Source organism: Limosilactobacillus caviae (assembly GCF_014635905.1).
In the GTDB taxonomy this organism is placed as follows: domain Bacteria; phylum Bacillota; class Bacilli; order Lactobacillales; family Lactobacillaceae; genus Limosilactobacillus; species Limosilactobacillus caviae.
Genome location: NZ_BMDS01000001.1, coordinates 73,179 through 93,208 on the forward strand (window position 1 = coordinate 73,179; position 20,030 = coordinate 93,208).

At 38.5% G+C, this 20,030-nt stretch carries 16 protein-coding genes; 5 read left to right on the forward strand and 11 right to left on the reverse strand.

All coding sequences use genetic code 11. The annotated features are described in order from the left end of the window. Positions 1 to 19: 19 nt before the first annotated feature. Both IEU90_RS00100 and asp1 read right to left on the reverse strand, forming a co-directional pair. Entirely contained in the window at positions 20 to 1,522 is a 1,503-nt protein-coding gene (locus IEU90_RS00100) for a glycosyltransferase (RefSeq protein ID WP_188357556.1), read from the reverse strand. 1 nt (position 1,523) lies between these two features. Beyond that, positions 1,524 to 3,065, reverse strand: coding sequence for an accessory Sec system glycosyltransferase Asp1 (asp1, locus tag IEU90_RS00105; RefSeq protein WP_188357557.1), 1,542 nt, complete (start codon positions 3,063 to 3,065; stop codon positions 1,524 to 1,526). Positions 3,066 to 3,201: 136 nt separating this feature from the next. Here asp1 and IEU90_RS00110 point away from each other — a divergent pair, with 136 nt between their 5' ends. Then, complete coding sequence (locus IEU90_RS00110; RefSeq protein WP_153709494.1) at positions 3,202 to 3,609, forward strand: hypothetical protein; 408 nt, start codon at positions 3,202 to 3,204, stop codon at positions 3,607 to 3,609. Positions 3,610 to 3,680: 71 nt separating this feature from the next. Here the strand turns inward: IEU90_RS00110 and IEU90_RS00115 are convergent, their stop codons facing one another. The 4 genes from IEU90_RS00115 to IEU90_RS00130 form a co-directional block, all read right to left on the reverse strand. Beyond that, positions 3,681 to 5,156, reverse strand: a complete 1,476-nt coding sequence (locus IEU90_RS00115) for a glycoside hydrolase family 1 protein (RefSeq protein WP_153709493.1) — start codon at positions 5,154 to 5,156, stop codon at positions 3,681 to 3,683. 11 nt (positions 5,157 to 5,167) lie between these two features. Then, positions 5,168 to 6,631 carry a glycoside hydrolase family 1 protein gene (locus tag IEU90_RS00120; RefSeq protein ID WP_153709492.1) on the reverse strand — a complete coding sequence of 488 codons (1,464 nt, stop codon included), beginning with the start codon at positions 6,629 to 6,631 and terminating at the stop codon, positions 5,168 to 5,170. Continuing rightward, entirely contained in the window at positions 6,632 to 7,540 is a 909-nt protein-coding gene (locus tag IEU90_RS00125; protein WP_229723496.1) for an ROK family protein, read from the reverse strand. 63 nt (positions 7,541 to 7,603) lie between these two features. After that, positions 7,604 to 8,998: an MFS transporter gene (locus IEU90_RS00130; RefSeq protein WP_153709490.1), complete on the reverse strand. Its 1,395-nt coding sequence runs from the start codon at positions 8,996 to 8,998 to the stop codon at positions 7,604 to 7,606. A 267-nt stretch (positions 8,999 to 9,265) separates the two neighbouring features. Here IEU90_RS00130 and yicI point away from each other — a divergent pair, with 267 nt between their 5' ends. Continuing rightward, entirely contained in the window at positions 9,266 to 11,554 is a 2,289-nt protein-coding gene (yicI, locus tag IEU90_RS00135) for an alpha-xylosidase (protein ID WP_188357558.1), read from the forward strand. Positions 11,555 to 11,661: 107 nt separating this feature from the next. Continuing rightward, on the forward strand, positions 11,662 to 12,828 hold the full coding sequence (locus IEU90_RS00140) for an ROK family transcriptional regulator (RefSeq protein ID WP_153709488.1): 1,167 nt from the start codon (positions 11,662 to 11,664) through the stop codon (positions 12,826 to 12,828). Between the two features lie 65 nt (positions 12,829 to 12,893). Here the strand turns inward: IEU90_RS00140 and IEU90_RS00145 are convergent, their stop codons facing one another. The 3 genes from IEU90_RS00145 to IEU90_RS00155 form a co-directional block, all read right to left on the reverse strand. After that, positions 12,894 to 13,535, reverse strand: a complete 642-nt coding sequence (locus IEU90_RS00145; RefSeq protein ID WP_225431250.1) for a TetR/AcrR family transcriptional regulator — start codon at positions 13,533 to 13,535, stop codon at positions 12,894 to 12,896. A 461-nt stretch (positions 13,536 to 13,996) separates the two neighbouring features. Beyond that, positions 13,997 to 15,382: an APC family permease gene (locus IEU90_RS00150; RefSeq protein ID WP_153709487.1), complete on the reverse strand. Its 1,386-nt coding sequence runs from the start codon at positions 15,380 to 15,382 to the stop codon at positions 13,997 to 13,999. A 5-nt stretch (positions 15,383 to 15,387) separates the two neighbouring features. After that, entirely contained in the window at positions 15,388 to 16,119 is a 732-nt protein-coding gene (locus IEU90_RS00155) for a gamma-glutamyl-gamma-aminobutyrate hydrolase family protein (RefSeq protein ID WP_188357559.1), read from the reverse strand. A 139-nt stretch (positions 16,120 to 16,258) separates the two neighbouring features. Here IEU90_RS00155 and IEU90_RS00160 point away from each other — a divergent pair, with 139 nt between their 5' ends. Continuing rightward, on the forward strand, positions 16,259 to 16,645 hold the full coding sequence (locus tag IEU90_RS00160) for a hypothetical protein (protein ID WP_188357560.1): 387 nt from the start codon (positions 16,259 to 16,261) through the stop codon (positions 16,643 to 16,645). Between the two features lie 85 nt (positions 16,646 to 16,730). On the opposite strand, the gene pyrR is transcribed toward IEU90_RS00160, so the two are convergent. Both pyrR and IEU90_RS00170 read right to left on the reverse strand, forming a co-directional pair. Beyond that, positions 16,731 to 17,267, reverse strand: a complete 537-nt coding sequence (gene pyrR / locus IEU90_RS00165; protein ID WP_153709484.1) for a bifunctional pyr operon transcriptional regulator/uracil phosphoribosyltransferase PyrR — start codon at positions 17,265 to 17,267, stop codon at positions 16,731 to 16,733. 240 nt (positions 17,268 to 17,507) lie between these two features. Continuing rightward, positions 17,508 to 18,806, reverse strand: coding sequence for an adenylosuccinate synthase (locus tag IEU90_RS00170; RefSeq protein WP_153709483.1), 1,299 nt, complete (start codon positions 18,804 to 18,806; stop codon positions 17,508 to 17,510). A 197-nt stretch (positions 18,807 to 19,003) separates the two neighbouring features. Between IEU90_RS00170 and IEU90_RS00175 the strand changes: the two genes are divergently transcribed. Then, a complete protein-coding gene (locus IEU90_RS00175; RefSeq protein ID WP_153709482.1) occupies positions 19,004 to 19,978 on the forward strand; it encodes a GMP reductase in 975 nt (324 codons plus the stop codon). The last annotated feature ends 52 nt before the right edge of the window (positions 19,979 to 20,030 follow it).

Here is a 20,030-nt window from a genome sequence, read left to right on the forward strand (position 1 = left end):
TATTATACTCAATTTTTAGTTATATAGATGATAACTGTTGCCATTGCTGCCAAGTTTTTTCCTCAGCTAACCCGGCAAGGTTATTATAAGCACCATTACTCAACTGCTGAAGCTCATTTTGATCTTGTAATAATTTAACAACCGTCTGAATAAAGCGTGCTTGGTTGTTTAATGGAATGATTTCGCCATTTTGTCCTGAGATTACCATTTCAGCAGGGCCATAAAGATAATCATATGAAACAACCGGCACTCCATGATTTAGCGCCTCACCCATCGCAAGCGGCTGTGCATCAATCCTGCTTGCATCAACAAACAATTGCGCTTGATCATATGCTTCATCCAGCTGTACTTGATACCCGGCAAATTCAACAGCATCACCCACACCAATATTTTGAGCCTGTTTCTTATAATTATCAACATCTCCAACAGTCCCATAGCCGTAAAGGGTTAATTTACTTGCTGGTACTTGTTGGTGAATCTGTGCAAACATACTAATTAGTTGGCTAGTCTGCTTATCTTCCGCCAACCGCCCAACATAAATTAATTGCCCTTGCTTCCGATCTGCTTCATCGATTCGCTGGTACTCCTGTAATACCGGTACACCGTTAATTACCAATACCGGAATGACATCATGAATTTGACGACGTAATACCTTTGCTTGGTTTTCCGTCATGACAATAATACCGTCCCACTTCTTTGCCGCCGTTGTCATTGGCTCAACAAGCATTGAGTTCAGCGGTCCGTTTATCAAATCCTGCCCGTCGTTTACTTGATTCATTGGCAGCCACAAGAACCGCTTTGCTTTGCTGGTCATCTTTTGAACCGGCTTAATTGCTACTGCTGGGCGATCAGCAATGAAGATATTATTTTCGCCATTTTCTTTGTTTAACTCATCAAGGAAAAAGGTAAATAAGTCTTCGAGGGTATCAAAGTAATAGTCCTTACCTTGGTAATTTCGTAATACATTCAAGGAGTTAATCGGTGTATTTTCAACCGACTTAACAAAGTAGCGTTCAAGGTAAACCTGCCCGGTTGGACGGTAATAACGGCTATAATACATCTGCCCGTCCTCACCAAAGAATTCATCCACGGCCTTAAAGCCTCGAATATCGTAACGCTGGCGAAGCGTCATGTTTCCAGCAATGTCAAAGTAGTCGACATGGTTTACCTGACCAACTGTCCCGGCCGCAAAGTGAACTTCACAAACAAGCCGGTTACCATCTTTAACTTCACGATAGTTATTTCCGGTCCCAACCTGATAATCAATTGGCAGGGGCAGGTCTTCTGTGTGGAGTTTTTGTCCTTGATAATCCGTTGTTCCAGCAAAGAAATCATACATATTCACGAGCTGGTCATCAGTTAAAGCAAATTTTTTTATTGTTTCATGGAGTACAGGGTCAAAGTCACGTGTTACCAATTTTGCAGGGGCGCCATGCTTTTTGAATAAGGCTAGCCGTTTTATTTCCGCATGTTCAACACTAGAGTTACTACTTAATAAATACTGATTTACAAAAAAGCACACTTTACTCTTCCCCCTTTGCTTGCATATCAGCTACCAGTTCATTCCACAATTTCATCACATTCGGTTCCGAATAACGTTTACTATCTTCGTATGCACTCGCACTCATTTTCGCTAATCGTTCCTGGTCTGTTAATAAGCTAATAATTGCTTGGGCTAAGCCATCAATGTCGCCATTCTTAGTTAGCAAACCATCTTGCTGGTCAATAATTACGTCTGACGGACCATACTTGATATCATTAGCAACAATCGGCAATCCATGGGACTGGGCTTCCACCAGTGATAGAGGCAATCCTTCAGCACGGCTCGGTAAAATAAGCAGCTGGGCGTCTTCATATACTGAATTGACATCATCTGTATAGCCGTGGAATGTTACCGAACTGCTGATTTGCTCCTCAGTAACAATTTTATTAAGGGTCTTATCGAAGTTATCATTAGCATATCCCCAAAAATCCAGCTTAGCATTGTGAACTGCTTTTAAGACTTGCGGCCATGCCTTTAATAAGTGGTCTTGCTGTTTTTCTGGAGATAGACGGGCCACCATTACCACTTGGTTTTTAGACCGCTTTTTAAATGGAACATGCCGTTTGTCAATAACGGACGCTGGGACAATCGGGCCAGGAATCCGATATATTTTCACACCTAATTTACCGAACCGGTCGTAAACATCTTTTTGCTGCTGCGGGGTTAATGTAATAATTCCATCCCAATCCTGAAGATGCTTCAATCCCCAATCGTAGTTATAATTAAGCGGTGAATGCAGCATGTCAGCCGGATTATTAACATGATCATTATGTAGCTGTAGTACTCGAAAAACACGGTGCTTCATATTTAAAACTGCCCAGCCTAATTCGTAAACCCGGTCAACTACAAAGCCAACCGGTCCCTGACCACAAATTTCTTTATTCGTAACCAGTTCATCAAGGAAGAACCGCGTCAATTGTTCGAAATCACTAAAATGATAATCATGTCCGTGATAGTTAAAGAGGTGGTACGTTTTGATCTCCTTATCCCGCTTATCTTTTTGGTGAGTGAGTTGAATAGCAAGAGAACCATCAGGACGGTAGTAGTTTTCTGTAGCCATTTTCCCTTCCCAGTCATAAAGCTGCTCTACCGAAATGAACCCCCGACTATCAAACCAGCTGACTTTTAGCAACTTCCCAAAATGATCAAAGTATTGTAAGTTAATCACCCGGCGGTCAGTATCGCTTCGACGGCGGATATAGAGAATTCGTTTACCATTTTGATAATAATTATAATTAATTCCATCAGCTTTTCGTTCCCAGCGCGGGTTAACCGGAATATCCTTAATGCGAATATTCTTTTGCGGAACATCACAAGCTTCTTGGAAATAATCAAATAAATTCACAAAATCATGGTCATTAATTCCTGCTTCGTTCGTAACCAAATGAAGTTCATTTGAATATTGACGTGTAACGATTTTAGCAGGCTGGTGGTACTTTTCAAATAAGTGCAAGCGTTTAATCTGCGCGTGCTCGATCCCAGATTTATTTCTTTGAATATTATCGTTTAGGAAAAAAAGCATTCTCTATTTCCCCTTTCATGGTTATCACTTTGAGTTTACCATATAATTGTTAATATTCCTTGAAAGCTTGCTAGACGTTTCCTATCAACCGTGCAATGTGTTAATATTAGTATTTATAGAAAGAAGTGGACGAGATATGCAAAACCCATTTGGTAATAACAATAATAATGATAACCAAAATCCGTTTAACTTAAACAATCTCCCCCTACCACCGAATTACGCTAAAATCGTTAATGACCAGGGGGATATCCGAATTGCCAAAGTCGGCTTTTCATGGACAACTCTTTGGTTTGGCCCACTGCCAGCTCTTTTCCGTGCTGACTATTACAATTTTATTTTAATGATTGTGCTAACCCTTGACTATGGACTAGTTGCCCTCTTCTTTGGGCTTAATAGCCTGGTACAGTTCCCATGGCCATCTGTTTTCTTTGGCTTTTTCTATAACATGATGTACTTCCGACACTTATTTAATAAAGGCTATCGTCCCGCTGACCAACGCTCACGAGAATTGCTGACACGGTCACGATATTGGAAAGATAAGTAATATAAATACTAATGAACCCCTAGTATACTGACGCTTATGTCAGCTACTAGGGGTTCAATTTTCTATATTAATCAATCTAAATTCTCGCCATTTGTCGCGATTACTTTTTTATACCAATAAAATGAATCTTTGGGCATTCTCTCCAACGTTCCATTTCCATCATCATCAAGATCCACATATACAAAGCCATAGCGTTTACTCATTTGTGAAGTTGAAAATGAAACAAGGTCAATTGGTGCCCACGTGAGATATCCCATTAGTTGAACCCCATCTTTAACAGCTTCTTTCATCTGCTCAATATGTGCCCGCAAATAACTTATTCGATAATCATCATGAACTTTACCATCTTCACTAATTTTGTCATAACTACCCATTCCATTTTCCACGACAAATAATGGTGTGCGGTAACGATCCCATAGAGTATTTAATGCAATTCGTAATCCCTGCGGATCAATTTGCCATCCCCACGGTGTTGTCTTCAAGTATTTATTACGAACCGCATGCTGATTTCCAGTGGCCTCAGCAGTTAAATCATTAACCTCTTTGGCCGTTGTTGCACTAGACATATAGTAGCTAAGGCTTAGGTAATCAACCGGATATTTCTTCAAAATTTGTTGGTCATTCGCTAACATTTTAATTGTAATATTATGTTCTGCAAAGTATCGGTTCATATATTCAGGATATTCACCGCATACTTGAACGTCAGTAAAAAATAAATTTAACCGGTCTACTTTTTGTGCCATCACCACATCAGCCGGATTGCATGTAGCCGGATACGTCTGCATTCGTGCCAGCATACAACCCATTTTCGCTCCTGGAATAATTTCATGAAGCTGTTTTGTTGCCAACGAACTCGCTACAAACTGATAGTGAAGCGCTTGATAGCGCAACTGTAATTTTTCATTTTCTGTCTTCAATCCATCTTCTAGTGCTCCAGTCGCATGAAAGCCTGTTGTTCCGGTATTTATTTCATTAAATGTCATCCAATACTTAACTTTGTCCTTATATCTTCTAAATACTGTTTCCGTATATCGAGTAAAGTCACTAATTGCTTGGCGACTAGCCCACCCGTTATATTTGAGGGTTAATCCAATCGGCATTTCATAGTGTGATAGTGTAACTACTGGTTCAATATTATATTTACGCATTTCGTCAAAAACACGGTCATAAAACTCCAAGCCCTTTTCATTTGGCGTTAATTCATCACCATTAGGGAAAATTCTTGACCATGCAATTGAAATCCGAAATGCCTTAAATCCCATATCTGCTAACAAGCGAATATCTTCTTTATAGTGGTGATAAAAATCATTCCCATGACGTTTGGGATACTCTTTTTCTGAATCGCTATTAACAGCTTCGGTAATACTCCTTAACGTTGCATCATCTAATGTTGAGTTAATGTTTCCTTTCTTAGCTCCTTTAATACATTCAGCTCCAGAAAGTTTTTTTCCATCAATATTCCAAGCTCCTTCAATTTGACTAGCAGCCGTTGCACCGCCCCAAAGAAAATTTTCCGGAAAAGTTTTTGGATAGTCTGTTGCATACATTTTTCTCACTCCTACAATTTAAGTCCATTTGTTTTAATTACCTGTCGATACCAATAGAACGAGTCTTTAGGAATACGGTTAAGTGATCCGTTCCCGTCATTATCAAGATCAACATATACCAAGCCATATCTTTTTTTCATTTCTGAAGTAGAGAACGATACTAAGTCAATTGGTGACCACATCAAATAGCCAATTAAATTCACACCATCTTTGATTGCTTCTTTTACCTGTTCCAAGTGACTTTGTAAGTAATTAATCCGGTAATCATCATGAATCTTTCGGTCATTAGTTAATTGATCTACTGCTCCTAGCCCATTTTCAACAATGAATAGTGGAACATGATACCTATCCCAAAACTCATTGAGTGTTACTCTCAACCCTACAGGATCTATTAGCCATCCCCACGGTGTTCCCTCAAGATAAGGATTATTAAACCCATTCGCCATATTAACTGTTATTTTCTTATCACTACTGGTTGGACGACTATTAGATACTCTTGACGTATAATAGCTAAAACTTAAATAATCAACCGTATTTTTCTTTAATAATTGTTGATCGTCTGGTTTCATTTTAATTTTTATACCATGATCCTTAAAATATCGGTTCATATACTCAGGATATTCGCCGCGGATTTGCACATCAGGGTAAAACAAATTTAGACGGTCTTCTTGCTGAGCTAGGATACTATCACTAGGATTAGCCGTTGCAGGATAGGTTTGGTCACGGCCAATCATACACCCCATCTTAGCCTGCGGATTTATTTGGTGTAATTGCTTTGTTGCAATAGCACTCGCAATAAATTGATGGTGAAGTGCTTGATAACGTAACTGCAATTGTTCATGTTTTGAAAGATCACTATCAACTGCACCCGTCGCGTGAAAGCCTGTTGTTCCGGTATTTATTTCATTAAAAGTCATCCAATAACGAACTTTATCACTGTAACGTTTTAATACTAATTGAGTATATCTGGTCGCCGCTGAGATGATTTTTCGATCTGCCCAGCCGTTATACTTAAAGGTCAACGCAACCGGGGTATCATAATGAAAAAGCGTGACTACCGGTTCAATATTATACCGATGTAATTCATCAAAAATCCGATCGTAAAACTCCAAGCCTTTTTCGTTCGGCTTTTCATCATCTCCATGAGGGAAAATACGTGACCAAGAGATTGACAATCGATATGCTTGAAACCCCATTTTAGCCATCAATTGGATATCTTCTTTGTAGCGATGATAAAAATCATTTCCATGTCGCTTCGGATATTTCATTTCTGATTGACTTTTCACTGCTAGTAAAAGATCTTTTTTTGTTACATTGTCTTGTGTAGAATTTTTTTGTCCACCGGCAATGATGCATTCTGCGCCGGATAAACCTTTGCCATCAACATTCCATCCACCTTCAATTTGGGTAGCTGCACTTGCGCCACCCCATAAAAATCCGGCAGGAAATGATTGGGGATAATCTGTACTGTACATTTAGTTTTCCTCCAACTCTCCGTTAACTTGAAGCAAAAGGTTATAAACGCCACCGTACAAGTTAGCATTATTTTCAAAATAAGCTTTCATAATCGCTGGTCGTGGAATGTTAGTTAAATCCAACTTTACTAATAGTTTTTGATATTCTGCTGCAATTGTGTCGGCAACAATCGGTTGAGCACTGATTCCACCACCAATAACATAGCGCTCCAAGTCAAGAACAGCTTGAATATTAAGAATTAGGTTAGCTATTTTCCAACAATATTTCTTAAATATTTTGTAAGCATATTTGTCACGATGATTTATTAAATCAAATACTGCAAGGCCATCATTAATATCTGGCAAATGATAATACTTAGCTATTTGATTAATCATCAAGACCGCTGACCCGACGTTCCCATATTTATCTTTACCATTTTTAAATGCAACAAAACTTAACTCGCCAGCTTGATAATGCGAACCACGATAAAGGTGCCCATCAAGAATTATCCCGCCTCCAACACCAGTTCCAAGAACGATTGCCGCACAATTTTTTTCATTGCGCAAATTGCCTAACCATAATTCTGCCAACGCGGCTGCTTTCCCATCATTCTCCACACTAACGATCAATCCTTTACCAAATTTATTGTGTAAATGATCAACCAAGTTAACGCCATCAAGATATGGAAGGGCACCACCGAGACCAATTTCACCAGTAATAGGGTTAACCCGTCCAGGGACGCTAAAGGCTACTCCACGAATTTGGTCATAATATTTTTGAACTAAATTATCAATTATCACCAAAAATGATGAAAGTTCTTCCTTAGGTGTAGAAACTTTGGAATGGTATATTATGTTTCCTGATCGATCTAAAATTCCGTATTTTGTTTCAGTGCCACCTACATCAATGCTTAGATAATCTTTTTTCACGTATCTCATCCCCTCACACAATAAGTAAATAGGAGGACTAACTCGGCCCTCCCAAATCACTGTTTACTTTTCTTGTTGGCGTTCACGTTCATGTTTTGCACGCAAATCAGATTGCATCTTACCTTCAAACGAATCAACTTTGTAGAAAAGAAGGGCAACAGCTGAAAGAGCAAAACCAATCATCGGAACCCAAACATAGTTAGTAGTAATGGCATTGAGAGATGATGTTGTCTGAGCGTGGTTAGCAACATAACCACCCATACTTAAAATCCAACCAGTAACGGCACCACCAATACCCATACCAAATTTGGCACTAAAGCTTGAGAATGAAGTAACAATTCCTTCTGCACGAACACCATTCTTCCATTCACCATAATCAACGGCATCAGCAAGCATAACGGCAATTAATCCAGATACAAGTCCCGTACCCAAGTTAACAATAATATTTGCAGCAATGATTGTACCAACACTTAACGTTTTAGCACCAAGATACATTACAAACTGACCAGCAATAGCGATAAGCATTCCGGCTAACATTGTATTCCGCTTTCCAAATCTCTTTGAGCACCATGGCGTGATTGCAACAGTAATTAATGCTGCCAATTGAAGTCCAAGCATAATCGAAGTTAGCCAGGCTGCATTCATATTGTACTTAAAGAAATATACCGTGACTTGATTACGAGTTTGCATTCCCATCCAGTAAATAAAGTTGATGAAAATAATAACTGCCCATGGCCAGTTATGCTTCAACGCTTTGAGAGATGTTTTTATCGGTAAAGCCTGTTTTGATTCCTTAGTTTGAATTCGCTCACGAGTATTGGCAAACGTATTCAGCAATAATACGCAACCAACGATAGAAAGGATAATACTAGAGATAAAGAACCCTTTTTGTTCATTACCATGACCGAAAGCATTAACCATTGGTAAAGCTAGAACAGAAACTAATGTTCCGCCAGCTGTACCAAAGAACTGCCGAATTGTACTTAAAGTAACCCGTTCATTAGGATTATTAGTTAAATTTGGCAAAATTGATGTAATTGGGATATTAACCGCTGAGTATAAAACATCAACACCAATATAGGTAATATAAGCCCAAATAATTTTACCTTCCAAACTCATATTTGGTGTTGTAAAAACTAAAACACAAAAGATTGAATATGGGATTGTAAACCATAACCAATACGGTCGGGATTTTCCCCACCGCGTATGGGTATGGTCGATACAAATTCCCCAGAATGGACCATCAACTGCATCAACTAATCGTGCAACTAAGAATAGTGTTCCAACGGTTGCCGCAGTAATCCCAAATGCATCCGTATAAAAGAACATCAAGAAATTTGAAATTAAACCAAAAGAAATGTTACATGCAAAATCACTAGCCGCATAACTAATTCGTTCAGGCCAATGAACAAGATTAGGCATATGCACTTCTTTGTTTGTTCCTGAAGATTTATCCATAATAAGCACCTCTTAAAATAATTGCATAAGTCCAACTGTTTGTTGTTTGTTTAGACAAACACATACTAGCATTTTCGTTTTATTTTTGCAAGCGCTTTCTTGGGTGGAGAATAAAAATAATAACAATTCCGCTTTTATCTACATTAAAGGCATATGTTGTAAATTTAATTCTATATTTTTTCACTTGACAGCGTTTACATTAAATTTTACAATCTAGTTGTATTCAGTTAGTTTTTATCGTAGACAAACTAATCAAGGAGGATACTTATGAAATTTACAAATGGTTTATGGCTAATAAAAGATAATTTTGATATTAATTCACCAGCACAGGTCTATGATTATCGTATTAGTGATGATAATAAAAAAGCTACTATTTTTGTACCTTACAAAGCTGTTAACAACCGTGATCAAACTACCGATGTCGGGGCAACAACAATTGATGTTACGTCACCATTAAAAAACGTCCTTGGTATTAAATTGACTCATTTCGATCAATTTCCAAAACAGCCTAGTTTCCACATTAACGACCAGCACGTTCCAATGGATGCCGATATTAAAGAAAATGACCACTTCACTGTAAAATCCGGTGATCTTGCGGTAACTATTCCACTAGGCAAGCAACCCTTTAAGATGCAGTTCAGGGGCAATGGTAAATTATTAACTTCTTCTGAACCTGGTATGCAAGGAGAAATTACCGACAGAAAATCGGGCAAACATTATATGCGTGAAGCACTCGATCTTGATGTTAGTGAATATGTTTACGGTTTAGGCGAAAGATTTACTCACTTTGTTAAGAACGGGCAGACCGTTGATACAGTTAATAAGGACGGTGGAACTGGAAGCGAGCAAACATATAAGAACATTCCATTCTACCTTACTAACCGTGGATACGGAGTCTTTGTCGACCAACCTGAAACAGTATCATTTGAAGTAGCATCTGAATACAACGATAAAGTTCAATTCAGTGTGGAAGGGCAAAGTATCCAATACTATGTTATTTATGGTCCTACTCCTAAAGACATCCTTGTTAATTACACTTCCCTAACCGGAAAACCCGCTCTTCCACCAGCTTGGTCATTCGGACTTTGGCTCACTACTTCCTTTACTACAGACTACAGTGAAGAAACAGTCCTTAATATTATTGATAAAATGAAAGAAAATAATATTCCATTAGATGTCTTTCATTTTGATTGTTTCTGGATGAAAGGTTTCGAATGGACAAGTTTTGAATGGGACAAAGATATGTTCCCAGATCCTGCTGGCCTAATTAAAAAAATTCATGACCGCGGCATTAAAGTCTGCGTTTGGCTAAACCCATATATTAGCCAAAAGTCACGATTATTTAAAGAAGCTCGCGATCAAGGCTATCTAATTAAGCGTCCAGACGGGAATCCATGGCAATGGGACCGATGGCAAGCTGGAAACGCATTTGTCGACTTTACAAATCCTAATGCAGTTAAATGGTATCAAAGTTATCTTAAAGACCTATTGAATATGGGCGTCGATGCCTTTAAGACTGACTTTGGAGAGCGAATTCCTGTTAAAGATGCAGTTTACTTTGACGGCTCTGATCCTAAGAGAATGCACAACTACTATACATTCCTCTATAATCAAACTGTCTTTAATGCCATTAAAGAAGTTAAAGGTGAAAAAGAAGCAGTTGTCTTTGCGCGTTCAGCTACGGTTGGCACTCAGCAGTTCCCTGTTAACTGGGGTGGTGATAGTGATTCTCGTTACACCTCAATGGCTGCTTCTCTTCGTGGAGGCCTTTCCTTTATGAGTTCTGGGTTTGGTTTCTGGAGCCATGACATCGGTGGTTTTAATGACCACTGTCCTAGCGATCTTTATAAACGGTGGACCCAATTCGGCCTTCTTTCTACTCACAGCCGTTATCATGGTAGTTCTGAATACCGTGTTCCTTGGCATTACGACAAAGAAGCCGTCAACGTTTCTCGTAAATTCGTTAAAAATAAGCTTTCACTAATGCCATATCTGTTTGAGCAAGCAGTTGAAACGCACGAACATGGGTACCCAATGATGCGGCCAATGTTTATGGAATTCCCAGCAGATCAAGGCGCTGAAACAATTAGTACGCAGTATATGCTTGGCTCACAATTATTAGTTGCACCAATCTTTAATGACCGTAGTGAAGCTAAGTATTACCTACCAACTGGTAAGTGGACAAATATCTTAACAAATAAGTCCTACAATATTTCAACTGGTCAATGGATTAACGAAAAATTTGATTACATGACTTTGCCTCTCCTTGCTCGACAAAATGCCATTCTTCTTACTAATCCTAACGCAGAGCACGCTAAATATGATTACTTAACTGCCCCAGAGCTTCATGTTTATCAGCCAACAGAAGGTACTCACACCCAAGACATTGTCGATGAAGAAGGAAATCATCACGGTCAAGTTTCTGTTTCGCGTAATGGCGATAAAATAACTGTTGATACTTCTGCAATGAACCAATTGCCAAAATTATTTGTCCATCTTGATGATCAGGTTAAGACCTTCGACTTGACGGATAAGATTCAATCAGTACAATTATAGTGTTTCAACTTATTCTCTTACTCAAAATACAACAATCGAATCTTACAAATTCTAGTGGGAATAGAGTTATTTTTCTACTCCCGCTTTTTTATTTACGGAGGCCAGTCATGGACAAAAATAATAATCATGATTTAACGCGAACTATTAATTTAAAGGCAGTTACAAAAGAACTATTTAATCACTCTGCCATTTCACGCGCTGATATTGCTCGTAATACTGGTCTCCATAAATCAACAATCTCATCACTGTTTAAGGAACTTGATGACCGTAATTACATCAAACGCATTGGCCGCGGCTCATCAACAGAAAGCGGCGGACGCAAACCAGAGATTTATCGTTTCAACGAAAATTATGGTTACGTTGCTTGTTTTAATATTACCTATGCACATCTTCATATTATGTTCCTTAACATGGCAGGACATGAGCTTAGTTATCACCGCATTGATTTAGCAAATCATGAAATCTTAACTGTAATGAACTTAATTAATCAGGCACTTGAAAAAGCAAAGGATAAATATGCAACTGAACGAGGCTTATTAGGAATTAGTTTTTCAATTCATGCCGTAGTAGATCACAATAAGGTAATCCATTCTCCCTATTTTCCACTAAATGGTATTGATTTACGAGAATATTATGAAAAACATTACGGTGTACCTGTCTTAATCGAAAACGAAGCTAATCTGGCTGCTATTTTTGAGCGGGACTATGCAAATCAATCAACACCCAAAAATTTCATTGTCCTTAGCGTTCATCGCGGCCCTGGAATCGGTATTATTGCAAATCATCAATTATTCAGCGGCTTTCGTGGAATGGTTGGTGAATTAGGAAGTGTAAAAGTCCCCAATCAACAAGGAAAACTGCAAGAAGTCGGTGATTATTGCTCAGTTGATTTTATCCAGCAGCAGTTAGAAAAGGCAACCGGACATAGTAATCTTTCTTATCGCGAAATTCACCAATTAACTCGGCATCCCAATGCAAAAGTTGAGAAAGTGCTTAATAATACTGTAGAAATATTCAGTCAGCTCATTATTAACTTAACTTATCTTTACGGTCCCGAAAGAATCTACATCAATTCGCCATTGCTAGAAGTTATGCCTGCATTTACTCTTAAACTTAACAAAAAACTCCAAGAGTATGAGTATCAGGTGCCCTTAAAGATTATTAACGGGTCACAATACGTCTCATTACTTGGAGCTGGTGCCTTAATTATTCGCCATGTTCTTGGATTGGAAAACGTTGCTCTTAAATTTCAGTGGTCGCGAAAAATCGATTAACTGCTTTTTTAATAAAAAATATAATCCGTTCAATAAGGCTAAATTACCTATTTGAACGGATTTTTTTACTCTGAATATGACTTATAAATTTCAATCAATTCTACCGGAGACTTAGTTTGAACTAAACCAGCAATCGATTTAATTTCATTAATGCTTAAGGAATCAGGCGCCGCACCCCATAACATCAATAAATTGACAATAGTATTGATGTAGAGCGTCTTAATAAACGCAAATGGTAACGGTGACTTGACATCAGCCTTGCTTATATCAATATCACCAAATAAATATGGGACACGAGCATCAAATTCGTCGTTTGCTAACTCGACAATCATTTGATAAAGCTGCATGTCACCATTTGAAGAAAGCAAGTTTACCAAGAAATGCTTGTTCTCATTGCAAAATGATAAAGTCTGGTTAAAAGCAACACCAGCTAAATTCTTGATCTCATCAGCATCCGGAAGATGATTGTCATTCTTTAAAGTCTCTCGATCAGTTATCAACGCTTGTCGTAACTTATTTAATAATTCATCTTCTATATCATGAAGAAGTTCATGTTTATTTTGATAGTAATTGTAGAAGGTTTTCTTACTGATCTCCGCACTATTTACAATATCATTTGTAGTAACTTCAGACAGTTTTTTAGAATCTAGAACGGCAATGAATCCTTCTTTTATTCGATTTAACGTATTAATCTTGCGAATATCCATCTTTTACCTCCTAGTACTTTAGCATAATACTATTTCAAGTTAAAAAATAGTAAAAATTGATCCTCAGCTAAAGAAAATATATTTTTAGTGGAACTTTTACACTATTGGTGCATAATCTCTCAATACTGTTAACAAGTGATAAATAAGGTGTTAAGATACACCTGAATTGAAATTCTAACGATAAAGACAACTTTGAAGAAAAGAATCTATTTTTATATCCTTATCTTTTTTCTCATTTTAATAAGGATAATTTCAAATAAACTCCCAAAACTTAACAGTTCTTTCTTCTAGGGTGGTGCCAATGGTTGCTTTTTTCATTAGGCTCTTCAATCGGACAAAACGTCCATTTAATTAGTAGCCGATAATGTGCGATATCCGCTACTGTTATTATCTAAAAAATAAGTGTTCAACGATTGTGCAGTCGTTGAACACTTTTTAATTCTGTAGAGTCTTTGTTTTATTTATTTTTCGTTTTCCGCCCGTTCACGTCTCGTTAGCCAGAATAAGATTAACGGTAAAATTATAAAGCCAAAAAGCATTCCAAAAATCGCAAACCAATTTGGCACCAATTGTCCGTTATGCCTAATACTAAATTCACTTACCCAATCATAACGAAGCAGTAAGAAGACAGTAATAACGACGGAAAGAATTGGTAAAATCACATCAGTAAAGAAATGTTTGTTAGCTGGTAGGATTTCTTCACGATTTGTTCCCCGATAGAAGCGAATAACTCCTAGCGGGATAACAATAAACTCAAAGAACCGCACCGTTGCGCTAATAACGATAATCGTTGGCAAATTATATTGGAACGCCATCGGAATCCCCATTGCCAACACTAATGTAATTACAAATGAAACTAATGGGAAATTTCGCTTCGTTCGCCGAGCAATAAATTGCGGCACCTGGTTTTCATTAGCCATTGCTTCTAATACTCGCGGTGTATGGAAAGAAGAAGCGACATTAATCCCAAACATCGAAATAATAGCACCTACAAGAATCACATCTTGTAATACTTTATTATGAAAGATTGCGACCAATGCAACAACCTGTTTTGTTGTAACCATCGCAGCAGGATTTACCATCATCGCTACTGCAATTGTACAAATATAAACAAGTGCAATCACGAGGATCGCCAGTGGAATTGCACGGGGTAAATTTTTCTCTGGTTCTTTCATATCTTCCGAACCAGTAGCAACTGCTTCAAATCCGGTAAAGGCATAGAATGCAGAAATCACTGCCATTACGAATCCAGACGTTGTGAATGCTGGGATTAATGGTTTGCCGGTGCTAGTTGTCATATCGTTAAGCTCATTAAAATGGTTAGCTCCGGTTTTAAGTAAAACAACTATCCCCGCTACAATAATTAGGGCAAGCGCACCTAACTTACCAATCGTTGATAAGTCATTAATAACCGTAAATACCCGTCTTCCCATCATATTAATTATCATAATAATCAACATTAGGACAATAAAGCCAAGGGTGATATTCCAAAATGACTGGTTCCAGCCAAAAATAGAAAAAGTCGTCCGAATAACACCGACCGCCATTACACCCCAAGCAACTGAGGCTGAAAAGAACCGAACAACCCCCATGTAAAAGCCCATGTTCTCCCCATATGCCGCTTTGGCATACGAGTAAGCTGCCCCGCTTTTGTTGACATATTTAGCAGCGGCAGCAAATGTAATTGCAAGAATTGATGCGAAAATTGCCGCAAAGAAATAGGCTAAAGGTGCCTTAGTTCCGACCATTGAAACAACCGATCCCGGGGTTAAGAAAATCCCCGACCCAATGATTGAATTAATCGCTAACAATACGATAGACCAAAAGCCTAGTTTTGTCTTTGTCATCCCTTTTATCCTTCTTTCGCTGACTTCTTAATTAAATCAATAAATAGTTTGTTCATTTCTGGATCGCTACGATGAAGCATTTCTGGATGCCATTGGACGCCGATCAATGAACCATCATTATTTTCAACGGCTTCAATAACCCCATCTTTCGCGTGCGCAACAGGGTTAAGGCCCTTTCCTACCTCTTTGATTAATTGGTGGTGAAAAGTGTTTACACTCAGTTCCTTTTTACCAAATAACTTTGCAAGATAGCTTTTCGGTTCTAGAACTACTGATTGTGTTTCAAGATCAGGAGTGTGACCCTGGCTATGTTTTAATGTCAATTGTTCACGATAACTAAAATCTTGGTAGAGTGAACCGCCATGGGCAACATTAATTAATTGTGCGCCACGACAAATTCCCAATACCGGTTTTTGCTGTTTCTCTGCTTCTCGTAGTAATAACATGTCGAAACTATCACGAGCAGGCCAGATCTCGTCAATTTTAGGCAAGGATTCTTCGCCGTAAAGACGCGGATCAATATCATGACCGCCTGACAAAATCAGCCCATCAACGTTTTTAACCTGCATAACTGTTACTTCCGGGTCTTCATTAAATGGAATAATATAAGGAACCCCGTTATTTTGAATTACTGAATCAACATAATCTTCATTAACATAACTACGGTAATATCCCGGCCATGGACCTTGTTGCTTAATAATCCGTGAGCCTGATATTCCAATAATCGGCTTTTTCATCGTTTTCTCCTCTCTCAATTTATGCATAAGTTTTATAATAACTATTTATTAAAAATAAGTAAATAAAAAGTAAGCATTTATCGATAAGTTTTCTTATGATATACTATTTCAAAACAGATGTTCGATTAGAGGCATTCGTATGAGAAATATCATTTTAAATCCAACAAAACGCCGAGTACAAAAAATTAACCGGCGCATTGAAGAGATTTATCGTCCACGACAAAAGCAGGCACTGATGGTTTTTACTACTAATATTGGCGATCATCCAATGTATAAAATCAGCCTCGATACATTTCCCGCACTCGGTACCGGAATATCTACCACCATGGTCAGTGAAATTGCGCCCCAAGACATTACAAAAGAGCAGTATATTCTCTTGCTTTACGAGCTTTACCGCCATTGGGAAAAGCTGCCTTTTGTCTGTCGCGGCTTTACGCCTCAGCAGGTTCGCTGGTTCCGCAAAAAATTTGGGACGCGTGTATTTAGCGAATACGCTACTGTTGACTGGTGGAGAAATATTAGATAAAAAAAGTCAGGTCAATACAGTCACTAAATGCTGATATGACTTGACTTTAAGTAGAAAAAAGAGGCTATTCCTAAGCCCCTAGTTGTTAATTATGTTCAATTGTGACGTCTTCATGACCATCGTATTCTTCAACCGCAACATGGACAGTCTCGTTCATCGCTGTTGGAATGTTCTTCCCGACAAAATCAGGACGAATAGGCAATTCACGGTGTCCCCGATCGACAAGGACTGCAAGTGAAATTCGATTTGGCCGCCCCATATCCATTAAAGCATCCAATGCTGCTCGGACTGTCCGCCCAGTAAATAGTACATCGTCTACCAAAATGACATGTTTATCTGTAATATCAATATCTAATTGGTCAGTTTTTACTGTCGGTTCTTGATGTGGATCTGGTACATGACGGTCATCACGATAAAGAGAAACATCAAGCGCTGCCACCGGAATTTCAACATTTTCTAATTGGTTAAGTCGCTTTGCCAAGCGCTTCGCTAAGTACACTCCCCGCGTCTTAATTCCAACAAATACCAAGTTATCGACACCTTTATTTTGTTCGATAATCTCATAAGTAATCCGGGTCAATGCACGTTGCATACTTGAGCCGTCTACAATCTCATGAGCCATCATGTCACTTCCTTAATTTAAAATCTTCTAAAATAATAAGACCCTCCGCTATTGCAGGAAGGATCCAGAAATTCACCTGAGTCTTCCCATATACCTAAGAAGCTAACGGGAACCACCATTTAAGTATTATTATTATTCTAAGGGTCAATCGCGTTGCTGTCAATCTTCCTAGTTATTGAACTCATCATTTAGATAAAAAGCTTCTAACGCTCAAAAATGTAAACGTTAGAAGCTCTTTTTTTACTTATGTGCTAACTCCCATGGATCCTTAACAATAATTGTTTGAATCCGGTCAGCACCAACAGAAACAGTCGCAAGTGGTGATTCTGATAATTCACTTACCCGCTTCAAGTAGTTTTGCGCATTGATAGGCAAATCTTCAAATTGCTTAGCACCAGTGATATCTTCATCCCAACCTGGAAGTTCTTCGTAAACTGGTTCGCAACGTTCCAGTTCCTTCAAGCTAGCTGGGTAGTAATCAATTTGTTTGCCATCAAGCTTATATGAAGTACAGATCTTAACAGTCTTTAAACCAGTCAAAACATCAAGCAAGTTAAGACTAAGGCAACTAATTCCTGAAACACGGCGGGCATGACGCATTGCTACGCTATCAAACCAACCAACACGACGCGGACGGCCAGTTACAGTTCCATATTCATGACCGGTTTCACGAATTTGATCACCAATTTCATCTGTTAATTCAGTTGGGAATGGACCGGCACCAACACGAGTAGAATATGCCTTACAAATTCCAACAACCGTTTCAATCTTATTAGGGCCTACGCCAACACCAGTACATACCCCACCAGCGATTGGGTTTGAAGCTGTTACGTATGGGTATGTTCCTTGGTCAACGTCAAGCATAACCCCTTGCGCACCTTCAAACAGAACTTTCTTATCTTGGTCAAGGGCATCGTTAACAATTTGTGCTGTATCAGTAACATATTGTTTCAATTCTTGGCCGTATTCGTAATAGCTTTCAAAGATATCATCAAAATTAATTGGGTCAACATGGTAAAGCTTAGTGAAAAGTTCATTCTTTTCAGCTAAATTACGTTCAAGTTTTTCTTTGAATGTATCCTTTTCAAGTAAGTCACACATCCGAATACCAACTCGTGATACCTTATCCATGTAAGTGGGGCCAATACCATTCTTCGTTGTTCCAACCTTGTGATCACCCTTTGCTTCTTCTTGGCATTTATCAAGGAGAATGTGGTATGGGAATGTAATATGGGAACGACTGGAAATACGTAAGCCTGAAATATCGATCCCGTTGTCTTGAAGATAATGCAATTCTTTTAGCAATGCAGGCGGGTTAATAACTACCCCGTTTCCAATTACTGCTAATTTATCCTTAGCAAAAATACCAGATGGAACAAGGCGTAACGCGAACTTCTTACCATCAAAGGCAATTGTATGACCGGCATTATTACCACCTTGTGAACGGACTACGACGTCTGCCTCTTGGCTCAGGTAATCGGTCATCTTACCTTTTCCTTCATCGCCCCATTGACTACCAACAATAACAACTGATGACATTTAATTTCACCTCATGGTTTAGTTTTCTAAAATTAACGTTTTTACTTCGCTATTCTACCGAATTAATTTCCTATCGTCAACCGTTTTATCGAACTATTTTTTATTAGCATTAACTAAATGTACGCTCTTTTGTTGACGCACATCATATTTTAATGCATAATGATTACGGTAATTTTTGAAAAGGAGCTGCTGCCCTAATGAGAACATTTGATTATGATGATATTCAATTGGTGCCTAATAAATGTGTAATTAAGAGTCGTAAAGAGGCTGATACAAGTGTGAAGTTCGGTCCGCGCACATTCAAAATCCCTGTTGTTCCTGCTAATATGGAGAGTGTTATTGACGAGGATCTAGCTATTTGGCTTGCCCAAAATGGTTATTATTATGTCATGCATCGTTTTGAACCGGATAAACGGGCAGCATTCATTAAGGCAATGCATGATAGAGGCTTGTATGCTTCGATTTCTGTTGGAATAAAAGATAATGAATACAAATTTATTGATCAGCTAAAATCCGAACAATTAATTCCAGAATATATCACAATTGATGTTGCCCATGGTCATTCTGATTTTGTAATTAAAATGATTAAATACATTAAAGAACAGCTTCCTGATACTTTCGTCACTGCAGGTAACGTTGCAACTCCTGAAGCTGTCCGTGATCTCGAGAATGCCGGTGCAGATGCAACTAAGGTCGGAGTCGGTCCTGGTAAGGCATGTATTACCAAGTTAAAGACTGGTTTTGGTACTGGAGGCTGGCAATTATCTGCAATTCGCTGGTGTGCAAAGGCTGCTCGTAAACCAATCATTGCAGATGGCGGAATTAGACATAATGGCGACATCGCTAAATCCGTTCGTTTCGGGGCTTCAATGGTCATGATCGGCTCATTGCTCGCTGGTCACTTGGAATCTCCTGGTCATGTTATTAATATCGATGGGAAAAAGTATAAACAATACTGGGGCTCTGCATCTGAAGTTCAAAAGGGCGCATACCGTAACGTCGAAGGAAAACAAATGCTCGTCCCATATCGCGGTTCAATTAAAGATACTTTAACCGAAATGCAAGAAGATCTACAGTCCTCTATTTCATACTCTGGCGGTCGTGATCTCGAAGCTATTCGTAAAGTAGATTATATGATTGTGAAAGATTCAATTATGAATGGTGACTTCTAACAAATAACGACTTATATTTGCATTAATTGAGTAAATATAAGTCGTTTTTTAA